The organism is Paracoccus sp. (in: a-proteobacteria), from assembly GCF_030536915.1.
Taxonomy (GTDB): Bacteria; Pseudomonadota; Alphaproteobacteria; order Rhodobacterales; family Rhodobacteraceae; genus Paracoccus.
This window is the reverse complement of record NZ_JAUNPC010000055.1, coordinates 1745-17597: the sequence shown is the minus strand read 5'-3', so window position 1 is coordinate 17597 and position 15853 is coordinate 1745. Positions and strand designations below refer to the sequence as shown.

Here is a 15853-nt window from a genome sequence, read left to right as displayed (position 1 = left end):
AGCTGCTGCTGGAAGCGCCTGACATGCTGCTGCTGGACGAGCCGACCAACCACCTCGACGCCGAAACCATCGCCTGGCTGCAGAAGCACCTGATCGAATATCCCGGCACGATCCTGATCGTCACCCACGACCGCTATTTCCTGGACGACATCACAAGCTGGATTCTGGAATTGGACCGCGGCCGGGGCATCCCCTACGAGGGCAATTATTCCGCCTGGCTGGAGCAGAAGGCCAAACGGCTGGCGCAGGAAGCCCGCGAGGACAAGGCCAAGCAGAAATCGCTGGAGCGCGAACTGGAATGGATTCGCGCCGGGGCGAAAGCGCGGCAGGCCAAGCAGAAGGCGCGGATCAACGCCTATAACGAAATGGCCTCGAAATCCGAGCGCGAGAAGATCGCCAACGCCCAGATCATCGTCCCGAACGGCCCGCGCCTTGGCAGCCGCGTGATCGAGGTTTCGGGACTGACCAAGGCCTTCGGCGACAAGCTTCTGATCGAGGGTCTGGATTTCAGCCTGCCGCCGGGCGGTATCGTCGGCGTGATCGGTCCGAACGGCGCGGGGAAATCGACCCTGTTCCGGATGCTGACGGGACAGGAAAAGCCCGATGGGGGCGAGATCTTCTTCGGCGATACGGTGCAACTGTCCTACGTGGACCAGTCGCGTGACGCCTTGGACCCCAACAAGACCGTGTGGGAGGAAATCTCGGGCGGTGCCGAGCAGATCGACCTGGGCGACGCGCAGATGAACTCGCGCGCCTATGCCAGCGCCTTCAACTTCAAGGGCGGCGACCAGCAGAAGAAGGTGGGCCTGCTCTCGGGCGGAGAGCGCAACCGCGTCCACATGGCGAAGCTGCTGAAATCCGGCGGCAACGTCCTGCTGCTGGACGAGCCGACCAACGACCTGGACGTCGAAACCCTGCAGGCGCTGGAGGCGGCGCTGGAAGACTTCGCCGGCTGCGCCGTCATCATCTCGCACGACCGCTTCTTCCTCGACCGCCTCTGCACGCATATCCTCGCGTTTGAAGGCGACGCGCATGTGGAATGGTTCGAGGGGAACTTCGAGGCCTACGAGGCCGACAAGGTGCGGCGCCTGGGGCCGGATTCGATCGAGCCGAAGCGGGTGAAGTACAAGAAGTTCGCCCGCTAAGGCGGCGGGAATGGCCTGGCAGGACAGCGCTTGGGCCCAGCGGCTGCGCGAGATCGCGCACCGGATGTGGTTCAGGGTCACGCTGTTCAGCCTTGGCGGCATCGCGCTTGCGCTGATGGCCGAATGGATCGGGCCATATCTGCCTTATATCCCGGAGATCGAGCTTGCCTCGGGCTCGGTCACCGCGCTTCTGAACATCATCGCCTCGTCGATGCTGGCGGTGACGACATTCTCGATGTCGATCATCATAGGGGCCTATGGCAGCGCGACGAACAGCGCCACCCCGCGCGCGACCGACCTGCTGGCCATCGACCCGGTGGCGCAGAACGCGGTCTCGGTCTTCATCGGCTCGTTCCTGTTCAGCATCGTGGGCATCATCGGCCTGTCGGCGGGCTTCTATGCCGCGCAGGGGCGGGTGCTGCTGTTCGCGGCGACCTTGCTGAACATCCTGCTGATCGTCTGGACCCTTCTGCGCTGGGTCGATCACCTGAACCAGTTCGGGCGCATGACCGACATCATCGCCCGGATCGAAAAGGCTGCGCTGCAAGCGGCGCGCCTGTATCGCGACCACCCCCGGCTAGGCGCCTCTCCCCTGCCCTCGGGCCTGCCGCCGGATGCCTGCCCCGTTCCGGCAGGAGAGGACGGCCATGTCCGCTTCATCGACATGCCGGCCCTGCAGGAGGCCGCCGAGGCGCTGGATGTCAGGGTCGAGATCCTGAGGATGCCCGGCAAGTATGTCCACCGGCACGAGCCGCTGATGCGCGTGTCGCGCAGGCTTGACGACACAGAAGCTGGCAAGCTGCACAACGCCTTCGCGATCGGCCTTCGCCGCAGCTTCGACCAGGATATCCGCTACGGCATGATCGTGCTGAGCGAGGTTGCCAGCCGGGCACTGTCTCCCGCGATCAACGATCCCGGCACTGCCATCGACGTGATCCGCGCAGGCAGCCGTGTCCTGGCCGAATACCATACCTCGGCCTACGAGGAGGCTGCGGCCTCCCATGACAGGATTCATGCCCCGGAATTGGAGGTTCAGGAGCTTTACCGCGAGTTCTTCAGCCCCATCGTTCGCCATGGCGCAGCCGAGCCGGAAGTCATTCAGACGCTGCTCGACAGTGTCGATGCGCTGGCCCAGGGTCTTGGGGACAAGGCGCTTGCTCGCCGGATCGCCCGCGAGGCCCGCGACCGCGCGGGCGAGGTGCTCAAGCGCGACTGGGAACGCAGGATGCTGCGCTAGGCAGCGCGGGCGTCATTCCGACCCTTTTTCTACGAGAACCCGTCGTCGATGCTGGCACTCGCCTCAGGACATGACCTGTCGTGCCTTCATCCCGCAGCCGGTGCGGCCAGCGGGCTTCGCGGGCGTCGCCCCCTGATCCGGGGAAGTGACCGCCGGCTGGGGTGCGGGCGTCGGAGTTGCGGCGGATTGGGCCAGGACCGGCGCGGCGGCGAGGACGCAGGCCGAGGCGAGGCTGAGGATCGTCAGGCGGGGCATGGCGGTTCCTTTCCGGCAGGACAGAGGGTTGATGGTGCACCCGAATCGCGCATTCTCCAAATGCTGAACCACGCAGCCGGGAGGGATGACGCGGCTGTGATGACGGACCGGAGGTGCCGACGACCGGGACAGTGGCAGAAGCGCCACGCAGGCCCCATTGTGTTGGGATGACACGCAAGACCTTCCGGTATCCCGGGGTGGCCAATTGGCGCGTGACGAGCCCGCACAAGCCGCGCCGCACCGGTGGGGTGGGTGCTCGTCACGCACCACTTCACCTCACCTTCCCCTTCCACCCCGGCGGCCGCTTCGCCACCCAGTCGAAGAACCGCCGCAACTCGGGGTGTCCGCGCAGGGCCTCGACGGTGGCGTAGTTGCGGGCGAGGTCGGTCTCGCTCAGCGTCCGGTGGATTGTGGAATGGCAGACCTGATGCAGCAGCACCGTCTCGCCGCCCTTGCCGCCGCGCAGCTTCGGGATCAGGTGATGGCGGCTCTGGGGAACGCCCGGCGGGATCGGGCGCAGGCAGAGGGGGCAGGTGGGCACCGCCTCGGGTTCTCGGATCGGCGGGGCGGATCGGCGCGACATCTGTCCTCCGGGCAGCCCCCAAGGCTGGAGGCTTCGTGATTTCCCTCTGCCCTCCAACGCTTCTAGCGTGCCGAGGGATCACGGAAAGGAAGCCCATGCCCAGCCGCCGCGCCACGCTCGCCCTTCTTGCCGCAGCAGGGGCCTCGCCCGCCTTCGGTCAGGCCGACCGGCCGAACCCGATGCCCGAGGAGCTGCGCGAAGCGCTGGAACGCGACCGCAACGGCATCGTGCTGGGCAACCCCAACGGCAACATCACGCTGACCGAGTTCTTCGATTACAACTGCCCCTTCTGCAAGAAGATCGTCCCGGCGATGCAGCGGCTGATCGGCGCGGACCCGCAGTTGCGGGTGGTCTTCCGCGAATGGCCGGTCTTCGGCGAGGGCTCGGATTTCGCCGCGCGGGCGGCGCTGGCCGCTCTGGACCAGGGGAAATACTGGCAGGTCCATGCCGGCCTGATGGCGATGAAGGACCGCGCCGCCGAACCATCCGTGATGCGGGTCGTCCGCCGGCTGGGGCTGGACGAGGCGAAGCTGCGCGAGGACATGTATTCCGACCGGGTCGAGGATCACATCGCCCGGTCCTTCATGCTGGCCGATCACATGAGCCTGCTGGGCACGCCCACCCTGATCGCGGGCGACGAGGCGCTGTTCGGGGACCAGAGCTTTCAGGATCTCACGGCTCTGGTGGCACGGGCGCGGCGGACCTTGGGGGTGGCGGCAGGGTGACGAAGACCGGCCCCGAGGGCGTCGGCACGAAGGCGCCCGAGACGCCGAAGGCAGCCGTCAGCCGCGCGGGCGACAGGACCTCGGTGGGCGTGCCGTCCGCGACGACGCGGCCCCGGTCCATCAGCACCAGCCGCTGGCAATAGCGGGCGGCAAGCGCAAGGTCGTGGATCGAGGCGATCACCGTGCGGCCCTGCCGGGCGAGGCGGGCGAAAAGCTCCATCACCGCAAACTGGTGCGCAGGGTCCAAGCCGGCGACCGGCTCGTCCGCGAGGATCAGCGGCGTGCGCTGTGCCAGCAGGCGGGCGATCAGGGCGCGGGCAAGTTCCCCGCCCGACAGCTCCGTGGCCCGTCGCTGCGCAAGGTGGGTCACGTCCAGTGCGGCCATCGCCCCGGCCACCGCCTGCGTGTCGGCGCGGCGATCGGGATCGGCGCGGCGGCCGAGGCGGACCAGCGCCTCGACGGGGATCGGCCAGGCGATCTCGCGCGCCTGCGGCAGCCAGGCGGCGCGGCGGGCGCGGCGGGCGGGGGGCAGGGCGGCGAGGTCCGACTGCCCCTCGGCCGGGATCAGCCCCAGCGCGGCCTGCATCAGCGTGGTCTTGCCCGCGCCGTTCGGGCCGATCAGCCCGACGAAGCTGCCCGCCGGGATCGACAGGGTGACGTGATCGACGGTCGGACATCCGTCGCGCCGCACCGTCAGGTCCTGCAACGTCAGGCTCATCGGCCGGCCTGTGTGCGCCAGATGAGATGCAGGAAAACCGGCGCACCGACCAGTGCCATCATCACCCCCAGCTTGAGGTCGCGTTCGGGCAGGATCAGCCGCACCGCGACATCCGCAGCCAGCACCAGCGCCGCGCCCCCCAGCGCGGACGCGGGCAGCAGGCGCGAGGGCATCGCCCCCACCGCGCCCCGCAGCAGATGCGGCACCACAAGCCCGACGAAGCCGATGGCCCCCGCCACGGCCGTGGCCGCCCCCACCGCGGCAGCCGCGCCCAGCACCACGGTCAGCCGCAGGCGGGACAGGTTCACGCCCATCGAGGCTGCGGCTTCTTCTCCCAAGGACAGCGCATCCAAGTCGCGCCCGGTGCGGATCAGCGCGGCCCAGCCCAACGCCATCAGCGGCAGGGCGGTCAGCACATGCGCCCAGCTTCGGTCGGCAAGCGAGCCCATGGTCCAGAACATGATGTCATAGGCGGCGAAGGGATTGGGCGAAAGGTTCAGCACCAAGGCCGTCAGCGCCCCCGCCAGCGCCGAAACCGCGATGCCGCCGAGGATCAACCCGAGGCCCCCGCCCGCGATCCCGCCGCTGCGGCCTGCAAGCCCAAGGATCAGCGCAACGCCCCCCAGCGCCCCGGCAAGCGCCGCAAGGGGGACGCCGAGGCCCAGCACCGAGGCACCGGCCTGGATGGCGATCACCGCCCCCAGCGCTGCCGAGGCAGAGATGCCGATCAGTCCCGGCTCTGCCAGCGGGTTCCGCAGATAGCCCTGCAGCGCCGCGCCGGACAGGCCGAGGCTGACGCCGACCATGATCCCCAGCAGGGTGCGGGGCGCGCGTATTTCCCGCAAGACGATGCCCAGCGGGCCCTCGCCGGTCCAGAGCGCCGCAAGACTGGCGCGCGGGCCGGCGCCCGCCGGGCCGGTCAGCAGCGACAGAAGCGCCAGCCCCCCGACCAGCGCCGCCAGGCCGACCAGAAGGCGCGCGTCGCGCCTCATCGCAGCGCCTCGGCTTCGGCCGACAGCATCGCGAGGGCCTCCAGCGAGCGGGGCAGGGCGCAGGTCCACAGCGCGTCGGGAACCTGCAGGACATGGCCGCCCAGTTTTTCCAAGGCGGGATGGTCCAGCACCTCCTCGGCCCGCGAGGCGCCGGGATAGGGGGTGCCGGTCACGATCAGATCGGGGTCGGCCATGACCAGAACCTCGAGCGGGATGTAGCCCGAGCTTTCCATGCCCAGCCGGTCCGCCACCAGCGCAAAGCCCGCCTTGCGCATGATGTCGCCCGCCAGCGTGCCGCCGCCCACGGAATAGCCGTTCGGCCCCCAGGTCGCCGCCCTGGGGGCGTCGGGTCCGGCAGGGCGGGAAAGCCCGGCCAGGTCCCGGTCGAAATCCGCGATCATCGCCGCTGCCGCCGCGTCGCGGCCCAGCGCGGCCCCGACCTGGGCAATCGCATCCCGCGCCTCGGCCAGCGAGGTCGGCGGCGCGATCTCGACCACCGGCACGCCCAGCCGGTGCAGCATGGCCACCGCCGGTCCGCCGAAGTTCCCCGCCAGCACGAGATCGGGCTTGAGCAGGTAGATCTCTTCGGCCCGGCCCCGGTTCACGGGATAGCGCATCGCCTCGTCGGCCATCGCCGAGGCGCGCGGGTCGCGGGCGACGTGCGACACCGAGATCACCTGCCCCGGCGCGGCGAGCGCCATCGCCAACTGGTCGGTGCAGAGGTTCATCGAGACGACGCGGGCGGGTGCGTCCGCCCCTGCGGGCAGCGCCAGCAGCACGGCCAGCGCCGCCGCAAGGGCCGGGCGCCTCACCACCGCGTCTCGATCCCCAGCCATGCGGCGCGGCCAGGCGCGGCATAGCCCCAGGATTCCTGGTAATCCTTGTCGAACAGATTGGTGGCGCGGGCCGAAAGCCGGGCGGTTTCGGTCATGTCATAGCTGGCGGCAAGGTTGACCGTGGTGAAATCCGGCAGGTCCCGCGTCTCGAAGCTGCCGAAGGGCAGGGCGTCGGCCATGTCGCGGACATGGCGCAGGTCTGCCGCCACCCAGCCGCGCCCGCCGAAGGTCCGCAGGCTCGCGTTCAGCGCCAGCTCATGCCGGGGCCGCCGGGTCTCGACCAAGCCATCGGGGTTCGTCGCGTCAAGATAGGTATAGGCCGAGCCCAGCGTCAGCGCGTCCGTCACGTTCTGGCGGATCGCGAGTTCGATCCCCTCGCGCCGGCTTTCGCCCGATTGGTTAGCATAGTTCGTGCCGTCCGGCAGCGGCAGGAAGCTGTAGGTGATCTCGTCCTGCAGCTTCTCGCGGAACCAGGTCACGTCGATCACGCCGCGCCCGTCCGGCAGGCTGTATTCGGCGCCCAAGTCGATGCTGCGGTTCTCCTCGGGGCGAAGGTTCGGGTTGCCGATGCTGCCGAAGCCGCCGAGGATCTGGTAATACTGCGGATGCAGCAGCCCCGTCCCGGCCGAGGCATGCAGCCGCCAGGGCGTGCCCTCGATCCGCCAGGACAGGCCGGCGTTCCAGGTCGTCTCGGATTCGAAATCCGAACTGTCGTCATGCCGCAGGCCAAGCTGCAGATCGACGCCGTTCGCAAAGGCGCCGCGGTATTCCAGCGCCCCCGAGGTCGTGTCGATCCGGTTCCCGACCTCGCCCGTGGCATTGTCGCTGATCCGGTCCAGCGCAAAGGCCAGCGTCTGGTCCGCCTGCTCCACAGGGCCGTCCAGACCCAGCGTCGCGCGGTATTTCAGCGCCCGCCTGCGCGCCCGCGTCTCGGTTCCGTCGCTCTGGTCCAGCCGCAGGCGCGTGTCCTCCCACGACAGGCGATGGTTCAGGCGGCCTTCCAGCGTGTCGAGACTGCCCCAGACATGGCCGATGCGCTCGTCGCGTTCGGCACGGGCGTCGCTGTCCACGATATAGTCGTCCAGTCCCGCGGCCATCCAGTCGGTGTCGTCGTATTCGTAACGCTCGTCGGCGCGGCGGGCCGAAAAGCCGAGGGTCAGCGCCCCGGTCGCCTGCCATTCGCCCGACAGGCTCAGCGCGCCGCGGCGGATGCCGTCACGGTCGCCGTCGCCGCCCGAGACGTCATCGCCCCGGTCGTCGCGCCAGGACCAGTCGCCCTGCAGCCGCCAGCGGTCGTTGACGATGCTTTGCCCCAGCGCCGCCGCCCTGCCGTTGCCAAGCTCGGCCCGCGCATGTCCGCCGGTCCTGTCGGCCCTGCGGGTGATGATGTTGACGACGCCCGAGGCGGCGCTGGAACCATGATAAACCGACTGCGGCCCGCGCAGAACCTCGATGCGCTCGACATCCTCGATGTCGAGGCCGCTGAGTTGATAAGGCTGGCCGCCCGCCCCGGCGCTGACGCCGTCGATCAGCACCAGCGTGTGCCGCCCCTCGCCACCCCGGATGCGGACCGAGGTCAGCGACGCGCCGGTGCTGTTGACCGAGACGCCGGGCAGGCCCCGCAGGGCGTCCTGCACGGTCGAGACGCCGCGGCGGCGCAGGTCCTCGGCCTCAAGCACGGTGGCGGCGCGGCCATAGGCGCCGGCCTCGACCGGCGAGAAGCCGCCCGACAGGATCACCGGGTCGAGCGTTCGGGCATCCTGCGCGGCGGCGGGCAGGGAAAGGCTGGCCGCCAGCGCGAAAGGCGCGGCGGTCAGGCAGAGGGTGCGGATGGTGTCGGACATGGTCGGTCCCCCATGACGCGGGCGCGGCCCGCAGGATTGGCTTTTGATCCGGGGGATGAGGCCCCGCAGACAGTGGCAATCACCGCTGCGGTCAGGCCGCTTCGCTGGCGCACCCCGCACCATCGAAAGGGTGAGCGCCGAGCAGGTCTCCTGGCTTGCGGGTCAACGCGGGCGCCGGCCTTCCCGGGGGAATACCCCCAGTGGCAGTTCGGCGCCGCTCTCCGCGCACAGTTGCGGGGGCAGCCACGGCCATGGCCCGAAGGCCGTCCCGTGTTCCCTTTGAATCCGGCGGGGCCGGAACTCGGACGGCGGCACTTACGCCCGGCGCGGGTCGGGCGTCAATGGCCTTGGGGCCGCACCAGGTCCTTCGGGCGGTCGATGTCATGGCCGGCGCCGGGCGGCAGGGGGATCAGCCTGGCCCCCGTCAGCAGGTGGCGCGCGCCTTGGTCGCCCTTGATCCGGGCGGCCGCGGCGAACAGGGAACGGGGCAGGCAGGCGGGAACTCCGGCCCGTGGTCCCTCGGGCGCGGGATAGGCGCTGGCCGCCGCGCGGTAGGGCGTGCAGGCGCGGATCAGCGCCGCAAGATGGGCGGGCGGCACCGCGGGCATGTCGCCCAAGGCGATCAGCGCCCTGTCGCCCTGCGCGGCGGCAAGGCCGAGCCGCAGGCTGTCCGACATCGTTTCGGCGCTGTCGGCCATGACCACCCGGAACCCCGGCAGCAGCGCCGCCACGCGCCGGTCGCGCAGGACGGCGATCAACTGCGCCGCCCCCGCCTGCCGCAGCGCATCAGCCGCATGGACGACGACCGGGGCGCCGCGCCAGTCGGCCAGCAGCTTGTTGCCCGCGCCGAAGCGCCGGCCATGACCTGCCGCCAGCAGGATGCCCGCAATCTCCGGTGCCGTCATCGATCCGCCCCCTGCGTTGTGCAAAAGGATAGCATATGCCAAGCCCGGCACGAGCCGAACCGCACGGGAAGACCGGTATGACCATGCTTTCGCAGGATGTGCCGCCGCGTATGCCAGGCAGCGTGGCCGAGGTCTTTTCGGCCTTTCTCAAGCTCGGGCTGACCTCGTTCGGCGGCCCCATCGCGCATCTGGGCTATTTCCGAGACGAGCTGGTGGTCCGCCGCAAGTGGCTGTCCGAGGCAGCCTATGCCGATGTCGTGGCGCTGTGCCAGTTCCTGCCCGGCCCCGCGTCCAGTCAGGTCGGCTTCACGCTGGGCCTGATGCGCGCCGGCTGGGGCGGGGCCATCGCCGCGTTTCTGGCCTTCACGCTGCCCTCGGCGATCCTGCTGGTGACACTGGCGCTGACCTCCGGGCGGGTCGAGGGGTCGCTGATGGCGGGCCTGCTGCACGGGCTGAAGATCGTGGCCGTGGCGGTGGTGGCCCAGGCGGTCTGGGGGATGGCGCGCAGTCTCTGCCCGGACCGGGAACGCGCCGCCATCGCCGTGGCGGCGGTTGTGCTGATGGCCGTCGCGCCGGGGTTTGTCGGGATGGTCGCGGCGATCCTGCTGGGGGCGCTGGCCGGACTTGCGCTCGGTCGTGGACGCGCGGCCGAGGGCGTGATGCCGACCGTTCCGGTGTCGCGCCGGGCCGGAGTGGCGGCGGCCTCGGTCTTTGTTCTGCTTCTGGCAGGACTGCCGCTGCTTGCCGGCATGGGGCAGGGCTTCGCGCTGATCGACAGCTTCTATCGCGCCGGATCGCTGGTTTTCGGCGGCGGCCATGTGGTGCTGCCGCTGCTTCAAGCGGAAACGGTCGCGCCCGGCTGGGTCAGCGAGGATGCCTTCCTTGCGGGCTACGGCGCCGCGCAGGCGGTGCCGGGGCCGCTGTTCACCTTTGCCGCATGGCTGGGCGCGGTCATGGAGCCGGAGCCGAACGGCATCCCCGGCGCGATCATCGCGCTTCTGGCGCTGTTCCTGCCGGGCTTCCTGCTGCTGATCGCGGCGCTGCCCTTCTGGGACCGGCTGCGCCAGCGGCGCCGGGCGCAATCGGCGATGCAGGGGGCGAATGCGGCGGTGGTCGGCATCCTCGGCGCAGCCCTTTATGACCCGGTCTTCACCAGCGCGATCGGCAACCGCGCCGATTTCGCACTGGCACTGGCCTGCTTCGTCGCGCTGGTGGCCTGGAAGGCGCCGCCTTGGGTCGTCGTCATTGCGGGCGCAATCGGCGGCACGCTTCTGGTGGCCTGAAGGTGCTGGCCTTCCGGCGCGGGGCATGGTCTGACTGCCGCCTGCGCCGACAAGGGGCCGCCATGTCCGATCTGCCCGACCTTCTGCTTGCCGATCCGCTTGAGGCGCTGGTGCCCGGCGCGGTGCTGGCCATCCTCACCGGCGTCGAGGGGCCGCATTACCGCCGCCCCGGCACCGTCATGGCCTTCCTGCCGGACGGGACCCGCGTCGGCCAGATCACCTCGGGCTGCATCGAGGGCGACCTTGCCATTCACGCCGAAAGGGCCGCAACCGATGGCCACTCGCGCCGGTTGCGCTATGGCGAGGGCTCGCCCTTCGTCGATCTGCGCCTGCCCTGCGGCGGCGGCATCGACATCGCGCTTGTGCCGCTGGCCGATGTCTCGGCGGTGCGGCAGGCGGTTGCCCTGCGCACGGCGCGGCAGCCCTCGTGGCTGCTGATCGACCCGGAACGCGCCACCGTCACCTTGACCGACGCCCCGGCGCCCCATTGCATCACCCTGCCGCTGCGCCCGCCCCTGCGGATCGAGGCCGCAGGCAGCGGGGTCGAGGCCGCGGGCTTCGCCGCGCTCGCCCATGCCGCGGGCTACCCGGTGCGGCTGCTGTCGCCCGACGAATCCACCCGCGCCGCCGCGCAGGCCCGCGGGGTCGAGGCCCGCGCGCTTTCGCCCTTGGCCACCGATGAATGGACAGCCGTGGTCCTGTTCTTCCACGACCACGAGATCGAGCCGCCCATCATCGCCGAGGCACTGTCCGGCCCCGCCTTCTACATCGGCGCCCAGGGCAGCCTGCGCGCCCACAATGCCCGCCGCGCCGCGCTGGCGGAACTCGGCGTTTCGGAAAAGGAAATGGCCCGCCTGCGCGGACCCATCGGCGTCATCCGCTCGGCCCGCGATCCCAAGGTGCTGGCGCTGTCGGTGCTGGCCGAGATCGTGGCCGAGGACGCTGCCCGCACCGCTCAGGCGCTCATGCCCAGTCCCACGGCACGGTGAACTCTCCCAGCTTGCGTTTTACAGCGGCCTCGTCCGTCTTCGGACCCTTCGCGATGCGGGCGGTCAGGCCCCTCCTGCGGTCCTCGACCACCTCGGCGACCGAGGCGCCGGTCCCTTCCAGTGCCGCCGACAGCACGCGGGTGATGGCAAGCTTGCGCAGCGCGGGCTTGAAGACCTTGCCCACCGCCGTGGTCGGAAGCTCGGGCAGGATCTCGACATGCTTGGGAATGGCGGCCCGTTCGTGGATATGCGTCTTGGCATGCCCGCTCAGGGCATCGACGCCGACAGTCGCGCCATCGCGAAGCTGGACATAGACGCAGGGCAGTTCGCCCGCGAAGCCGTCGGGCTGGCCGATGGCGGCCGCGCCGACCACGTCGGGATGGGACAGCATCCCTTCCTCGATCACCGCCGGGTCGATGTTGTGGCCGCCCCGGATGATCAGGTCCTTGGCCCGGCCCGTGATCCACAGGTAGCCGTCCGCGTCGATCCGGCCCAAGTCGCCCGTCCGCAGGAAGCGGCCTTCCGCGAAAAGGTCGCGGTTCTTGTCCGTCTCGGTATAGGTCGAGCCTTCGATGACGCCGGGGTTGGCCACGCAGATCTCGCCCACCTCGTCGGTGCCGCAATCCTCATACCCCCCTTGGGTCGCGCGCAGGATGCGCACATGGGTGTAAGGCAGGGGGATGCCGACCGATCCCACCTTCTTCAGCCCGTCCACCGGGTTGCAGCTGACAAGGCAGGTGGCCTCGGTCAGCCCGTAGCCTTCGGCGATCTCGACCCCCGTGGCCTGCTTGAAGCGGTTGTAAAGCTCGACCGGCAGCGCGGCCGAGCCGGAAATTGCGGTCCGCAGGCTGGACACGTCGGCGTTGACGGGACGCTGCATCAGGGCGGCGATCGCGGTCGGCACGGTGATGAGGAAAGTCGCCTGCCAGCGTTCGACCAGCTTCCAGAAATTGTCCATCACGCCCTCGCCGCGGTAACCGGCGGGCGTCGGCATCACCATGGACGCGCCCGAATGGATGCAGGACATCAGGATCGGATAGGCCGCGAAGACATGGAACAGCGGCAGCGGGCACATCAGCACGTCGTTTTCGTCAAACAGCAACGAGCCGCCCAGGAAGCCGTTGTAAATCATTCCCGAATACTTGTGCTGGGCGATCTTGGGCATCCCGGTGGTGCCGCCGGTGTGGAAATAGGCGGCGATCCGGTCGGCCTGCACATCCTCGAACATCAGCCGGTCATGCGGCTGGGCCGAGGCGCAACCCTCGAAATCCAGAACCCGCGCCTTGTGCCGGACGACCACGCGCGGGCGCAGGAAGCGGACGAGGAACCGCTTGAGCCCGGAAAGATTGCCTGCCAGATCGACCTGCAGCACGGTTTCGACATTCGGCGCCAGTTCCAGCGCCGCCGCCGCCTTCTGGGCCACGTCCGACCGGGGCATCGACTTCAGCGTGACCAGCACCTTGGCGTTTGTTTCGCGCAGGATGCTGGCGATCTGCTCGGGTTCCAGCAGCGGATTGATCGGGCTGACGATCCCCGCCGTCGCGCCCGCCACCAGCACCACCGGCGTTTCCAGGCAGTTCGGCAGCAGGTAGGCGACGGTATCGCCGGGGCCGATGCCCAGGCTACGGAACAAGTTCGCCGTCTCGGTCACCCGCTCGTGGAACTCGGTCCAGTTCAGGGTGCAGGCCCGGCTGCGCGGGTCCGAGAAAAGCTGGAAGGCCAGCGCCGGGCGCAACGGGTGGCGTTCGCGCGTCCCTGACAGGAAGCCGTAGATCGTCTTCGGCAGCGGCCGGTCCGCATAGGGCATCTCGGTCTCGATCCGGTCCCGGTCGGCAATGCTGACAAAGCGCGACATCGGCTCTCCCCCTTCCGCAGTTTCGCACACCGACCATGGGCCGAAACCTGCCGAGGCGGCAAGTTTTCAGCGGCGGGAAGGCGCGTGAACGCGGCGTCATCGGGCCTTTGTTCAAAGGCTGCACAATCCCAAGTTGAAGAATCAATGTCGGCATGTCTTCGTGGCTGTGAATCTCACCCGCACGTATTCCAGTCAACCGGAAGGCAGACATGAAGAAAATGATCCTGACACTGGCGGCTGCTCTGCTTCCTGCGGTTGCATGGGCCGATCCCGTCCAGATCCGGGCCTCGGCCCCCGGCCCCGCGCAATGCGCTGCCACCAGCCCCAACGAGAATGCCGCGGCGGCCAAGGCCACCAGCCGGCAGCGGGCCGCCGGCCGGCTTCCGGCCCTGCGCCCGAACGAGAAACTCGCCCGCGCCGCTGCGCAACATGCCTGCGACATGGCCCGGCGCGGGGTGATGGCGCATGGCGGCAGCCGCTCAACGGGCCCGTCCCAGCGGGTGAAGGGCGCGGGCTACCGTCCACAGATCACGGCCGAGAACATCGCCGCCGGTCCCTTCGACCTTGCCACGGTTCTTGCAAGCTGGAACGCCTCGCCGGGGCATCTGGGCAACATCATGCTGCCGCAGGTGCGTGATTTCGGCATCGGCCGCGCGGTGGGCTCGGACGGGCGGACGGTGTTCTGGACCGCCGTCTACGCCGCGCCGAGCTGACGGCGGCCAAGCGGCTTGTGAAGACGCGTCATGCCAAGGGCGGTCACGACCAGATGCCCGGCCCGCCCAGGATGCGCGACGCGGCTTCCAGATCACAGACTGGCCGGGCCGGCGGCTTGCAGACCACGTAAAGATTGTTGGTCCACGCGATGCCCGAACGCTGATGGCACGAGATGATGTCATACCCCGCCAGCGCCAGCATCTTCAGGAAAAGCTCCCGCGTCGGTTCCCATCCCAGAAGGGGACTGGGGTTTTCCGCGTATTTCCGCTTCCGGTTGGTCATGGTGAGGTCTGGAAGATCGATGGCCTGGGTCGAGACGACATGAAGCGCGCCTCCGCAGCCTGCGGCATAATCAAGAAACAGTTGCGGGTGCCGGAAGTGATAGACCAGCCCCAGCCACAGGGTCACGTCCCTGCGGTCCATCCTGTGCACGTCGAATGCGCTGCCATTGACCGCCTGAACCGGCAGGACGCGGCGGGACTCCAGATACAGTTCGGCCTGCCGGTGGTAGCGTTCGCCTTTCTCCAGCAGGGTGACGCTGGATGCGCCAAGCTCGGCCAGTCCGATGCCGATTCCACCGGCGTTCGACCCCACATCCGGCAGCGACTTGCCTGCGATGGCGCCGGGTATCCAGCCGGCGATCTCTGCGCCCTGCTGCCGGGGATGCCATCGTCCCGACGAGAGGAGGCCGTTTCCGAAATCCAGCGTCTGGAACCAGGGACCGAGATCCGTGATGCGCTGTGCCATGGACATATTTATTCTCCGGTAATCTGCGAGGATTCCCAGGGGCAGTCCTTGCCCGCCAAGAATCTGCCTGAAAAGTGGTTTGTCCGAAGCTCAGGGATGTCTGCTCGGGACCGTCAACGGGTTCGCACAGGGTCCGGCGGGCTGAACAGCTTGCGCCCATACGGGAAAGCATGAGGGTTCCTGTGGCGAGAACTGCGCAGGCATCCCGGTCGCGCTGTTTTCCACGGCCACAAAGCCCTGTCGGAACAGCGCATAGCGACCCGTTCCCTGTTCATCCCGGCCGGATAAGGATGCCCGCCTGCGGGCGGCCCCGCTGGTTTCCGGCCGCCTGAGAGTTCCCGCGCGGAAGACGCCGCATCCCGGCTGCGCAGAGATGCGAAAGCGCTGGTCCATCCATCTGGACGAACCGGTGCCATGTTCGACATGGAGCGCAACGGCCCGCGAGGACGGCTGTTCTGCGGCAGGTGCTGGCAATGCGGGGACCGCGAGACGGCGCTGGCCTGCCTGCACGGGAGGCCCCGCCAATGAGCGGGTGTCCTGTTCGGATGGCGACCGTCCCTCCCGGCCCGGTGCTGCACCTGTGGCGGGACGGCCGCGAACTGGCGACCATGCCGCTTGTGCCCAGCGTTGCCTTGCGGCTGGCGTCTGACCTTCTGCGCGCCGTGATGCCGAACCATGACGGCGAAACGAAGGCACCATGACCGACAAGCTGCCGACTGCGGCCCAGGACAAAGCGCCGGTATCGCTGCGCGCAATGAGGCACTGGCAGGTGGGCTGCTGAACCAGATTGCCGTTCCGGGGTCGCACGGCAGGCGCAGCGATGAAGCCGCGTCCAACTTTGCGCTGGGCTTTGTGGACAGCATGGAGCCGAGGAGCACAGTCGAGACCCTGTTGCTGGCGCATATGGCGGCAACCCATCAGGCCACGATGATGCCGGCCCGCCGCCCGAACCATGTGGAAACCATCCCGCAACAGGACGCCGCCGAACGCGCCCTGAACAAGCTGGCCCGCACCTATGCCGCCCA

16 protein-coding genes and 1 riboswitch are annotated in these 15853 nt (G+C 69.1%); of the genes, 7 read left to right on the top strand and 9 right to left on the bottom strand.

What is annotated here, in order from left to right:
* Together ettA and Q4F04_RS10315 are read left to right on the top strand one after the other, a co-directional pair.
* Positions 1-1145: energy-dependent translational throttle protein EttA (gene ettA, locus Q4F04_RS10320; RefSeq protein ID WP_303369745.1), on the top strand; the 1145-nt coding region annotated here is incomplete at its 5' end.
* Positions 1146-1155: 10 nt separating this feature from the next.
* Positions 1156-2382, top strand: coding sequence for a DUF2254 domain-containing protein (locus Q4F04_RS10315; RefSeq protein ID WP_303369744.1), 1227 nt, complete (start codon positions 1156-1158; stop codon positions 2380-2382).
* Between the two features lie 63 nt (positions 2383-2445).
* Here the strand turns inward: Q4F04_RS10315 and Q4F04_RS10310 are convergent, their stop codons facing one another.
* Both Q4F04_RS10310 and Q4F04_RS10305 read right to left on the bottom strand, forming a co-directional pair.
* A complete protein-coding gene (locus tag Q4F04_RS10310) occupies positions 2446-2637 on the bottom strand; it encodes a hypothetical protein (protein ID WP_303369743.1) in 192 nt (63 codons plus the stop codon).
* Positions 2638-2908: 271 nt separating this feature from the next.
* On the bottom strand, positions 2909-3220 hold the full coding sequence (locus tag Q4F04_RS10305; protein WP_303369742.1) for an HNH endonuclease: 312 nt from the start codon (positions 3218-3220) through the stop codon (positions 2909-2911).
* A gap of 95 nt (positions 3221-3315) precedes the next feature.
* Between Q4F04_RS10305 and Q4F04_RS10300 the strand changes: the two genes are divergently transcribed.
* Entirely contained in the window at positions 3316-3945 is a 630-nt protein-coding gene (locus tag Q4F04_RS10300) for a DsbA family protein (protein WP_303369741.1), read from the top strand.
* On the opposite strand, the gene Q4F04_RS10295 is transcribed toward Q4F04_RS10300, so the two are convergent.
* The 5 genes from Q4F04_RS10295 to Q4F04_RS10275 all read right to left on the bottom strand — a co-directional run bounded on the left by Q4F04_RS10295 (position 3893) and on the right by Q4F04_RS10275 (position 9240).
* Positions 3893-4663 (bottom strand): ABC transporter ATP-binding protein, encoded by a 771-nt coding sequence (locus tag Q4F04_RS10295; protein WP_303369740.1) that lies wholly within the window; start codon positions 4661-4663, stop codon positions 3893-3895. The genes Q4F04_RS10300 and Q4F04_RS10295 overlap by 53 nt on opposite strands.
* Entirely contained in the window at positions 4660-5655 is a 996-nt protein-coding gene (locus tag Q4F04_RS10290; protein WP_303369739.1) for an iron ABC transporter permease, read from the bottom strand. The genes Q4F04_RS10295 and Q4F04_RS10290 overlap by 4 nt, the downstream gene beginning before the upstream one ends.
* Positions 5652-6491 (bottom strand): ABC transporter substrate-binding protein, encoded by an 840-nt coding sequence (locus Q4F04_RS10285; protein ID WP_303369738.1) that lies wholly within the window; start codon positions 6489-6491, stop codon positions 5652-5654. Before Q4F04_RS10285 ends, Q4F04_RS10290 begins: the two co-directional genes overlap by 4 nt.
* Positions 6464-8335 carry a TonB-dependent siderophore receptor gene (locus Q4F04_RS10280; RefSeq protein ID WP_303369737.1) on the bottom strand — a complete coding sequence of 624 codons (1872 nt, stop codon included), beginning with the start codon at positions 8333-8335 and terminating at the stop codon, positions 6464-6466. The genes Q4F04_RS10285 and Q4F04_RS10280 overlap by 28 nt, the downstream gene beginning before the upstream one ends.
* 122 nt (positions 8336-8457) lie before the next feature.
* A riboswitch (cobalamin riboswitch) is annotated at positions 8458-8655 on the bottom strand.
* Between the two features lie 18 nt (positions 8656-8673).
* Positions 8674-9240, bottom strand: a complete 567-nt coding sequence (locus tag Q4F04_RS10275) for a nucleotidyltransferase family protein (protein ID WP_303369736.1) — start codon at positions 9238-9240, stop codon at positions 8674-8676.
* Between the two features lie 83 nt (positions 9241-9323).
* Here Q4F04_RS10275 and chrA point away from each other — a divergent pair, with 83 nt between their 5' ends.
* On the top strand, positions 9324-10523 hold the full coding sequence (gene chrA, locus Q4F04_RS10270) for a chromate efflux transporter (protein WP_303369746.1): 1200 nt from the start codon (positions 9324-9326) through the stop codon (positions 10521-10523).
* A gap of 62 nt (positions 10524-10585) precedes the next feature.
* Positions 10586-11512: an XdhC family protein gene (locus tag Q4F04_RS10265; RefSeq protein ID WP_303369735.1), complete on the top strand. Its 927-nt coding sequence runs from the start codon at positions 10586-10588 to the stop codon at positions 11510-11512.
* Here Q4F04_RS10265 and Q4F04_RS10260 read toward each other — a convergent pair.
* Positions 11487-13367: an acyl-CoA synthetase gene (locus Q4F04_RS10260; protein ID WP_303369734.1), complete on the bottom strand. Its 1881-nt coding sequence runs from the start codon at positions 13365-13367 to the stop codon at positions 11487-11489. The two genes, Q4F04_RS10265 and Q4F04_RS10260, sit on opposite strands and share 26 nt — an antisense overlap.
* 209 nt (positions 13368-13576) lie before the next feature.
* On the opposite strand from Q4F04_RS10260, the gene Q4F04_RS10255 reads away from it, so the two are divergent.
* Positions 13577-14080 carry a CAP domain-containing protein gene (locus tag Q4F04_RS10255; protein WP_303369733.1) on the top strand — a complete coding sequence of 168 codons (504 nt, stop codon included), beginning with the start codon at positions 13577-13579 and terminating at the stop codon, positions 14078-14080.
* A 43-nt stretch (positions 14081-14123) separates the two neighbouring features.
* Here Q4F04_RS10255 and Q4F04_RS10250 read toward each other — a convergent pair whose 3' ends face one another.
* Positions 14124-14828, bottom strand: coding sequence for a hypothetical protein (locus tag Q4F04_RS10250; protein WP_303369732.1), 705 nt, complete (start codon positions 14826-14828; stop codon positions 14124-14126).
* Between the two features lie 675 nt (positions 14829-15503).
* On the opposite strand from Q4F04_RS10250, the gene Q4F04_RS10245 reads away from it, so the two are divergent.
* Positions 15504-15853, top strand: a 350-nt coding sequence (locus Q4F04_RS10245) for a hypothetical protein (RefSeq protein ID WP_303369731.1), incomplete at its 3' end; no start/stop codon positions are given.

Bases quoted from the DNA above. Each gene is read 5' to 3' on its own strand.
- Q4F04_RS10305 (WP_303369742.1), bottom strand. From the start codon at position 3,220: ATGTCGCGCCGATCCGCCCCGCCGATCCGAGAACCCGAGGCGGTGCCC.
- Q4F04_RS10250 (WP_303369732.1), bottom strand. From the start codon at position 14,828: ATGGCACAGCGCATCACGGATCTCGGTCCCTGGTTCCAGACGCTGGAT.
- Q4F04_RS10255 (WP_303369733.1), top strand. From the start codon at position 13,577: ATGAAGAAAATGATCCTGACACTGGCGGCTGCTCTGCTTCCTGCGGTT.
- Q4F04_RS10310 (WP_303369743.1), bottom strand. From the start codon at position 2,637: ATGCCCCGCCTGACGATCCTCAGCCTCGCCTCGGCCTGCGTCCTCGCC.
- Q4F04_RS10265 (WP_303369735.1), top strand. From the start codon at position 10,586: ATGTCCGATCTGCCCGACCTTCTGCTTGCCGATCCGCTTGAGGCGCTG.
- Q4F04_RS10295 (WP_303369740.1), bottom strand. From the start codon at position 4,663: ATGAGCCTGACGTTGCAGGACCTGACGGTGCGGCGCGACGGATGTCCG.
- Q4F04_RS10280 (WP_303369737.1), bottom strand. From the start codon at position 8,335: ATGTCCGACACCATCCGCACCCTCTGCCTGACCGCCGCGCCTTTCGCG.
- Q4F04_RS10285 (WP_303369738.1), bottom strand. From the start codon at position 6,491: ATGGCTGGGGATCGAGACGCGGTGGTGAGGCGCCCGGCCCTTGCGGCG.
- chrA (WP_303369746.1), top strand. From the start codon at position 9,324: ATGCTTTCGCAGGATGTGCCGCCGCGTATGCCAGGCAGCGTGGCCGAG.
- Q4F04_RS10275 (WP_303369736.1), bottom strand. From the start codon at position 9,240: ATGACGGCACCGGAGATTGCGGGCATCCTGCTGGCGGCAGGTCATGGC.
- Q4F04_RS10300 (WP_303369741.1), top strand. From the start codon at position 3,316: ATGCCCAGCCGCCGCGCCACGCTCGCCCTTCTTGCCGCAGCAGGGGCC.
- Q4F04_RS10315 (WP_303369744.1), top strand. From the start codon at position 1,156: ATGGCCTGGCAGGACAGCGCTTGGGCCCAGCGGCTGCGCGAGATCGCG.
- Q4F04_RS10290 (WP_303369739.1), bottom strand. From the start codon at position 5,655: ATGAGGCGCGACGCGCGCCTTCTGGTCGGCCTGGCGGCGCTGGTCGGG.
- Q4F04_RS10260 (WP_303369734.1), bottom strand. From the start codon at position 13,367: ATGTCGCGCTTTGTCAGCATTGCCGACCGGGACCGGATCGAGACCGAG.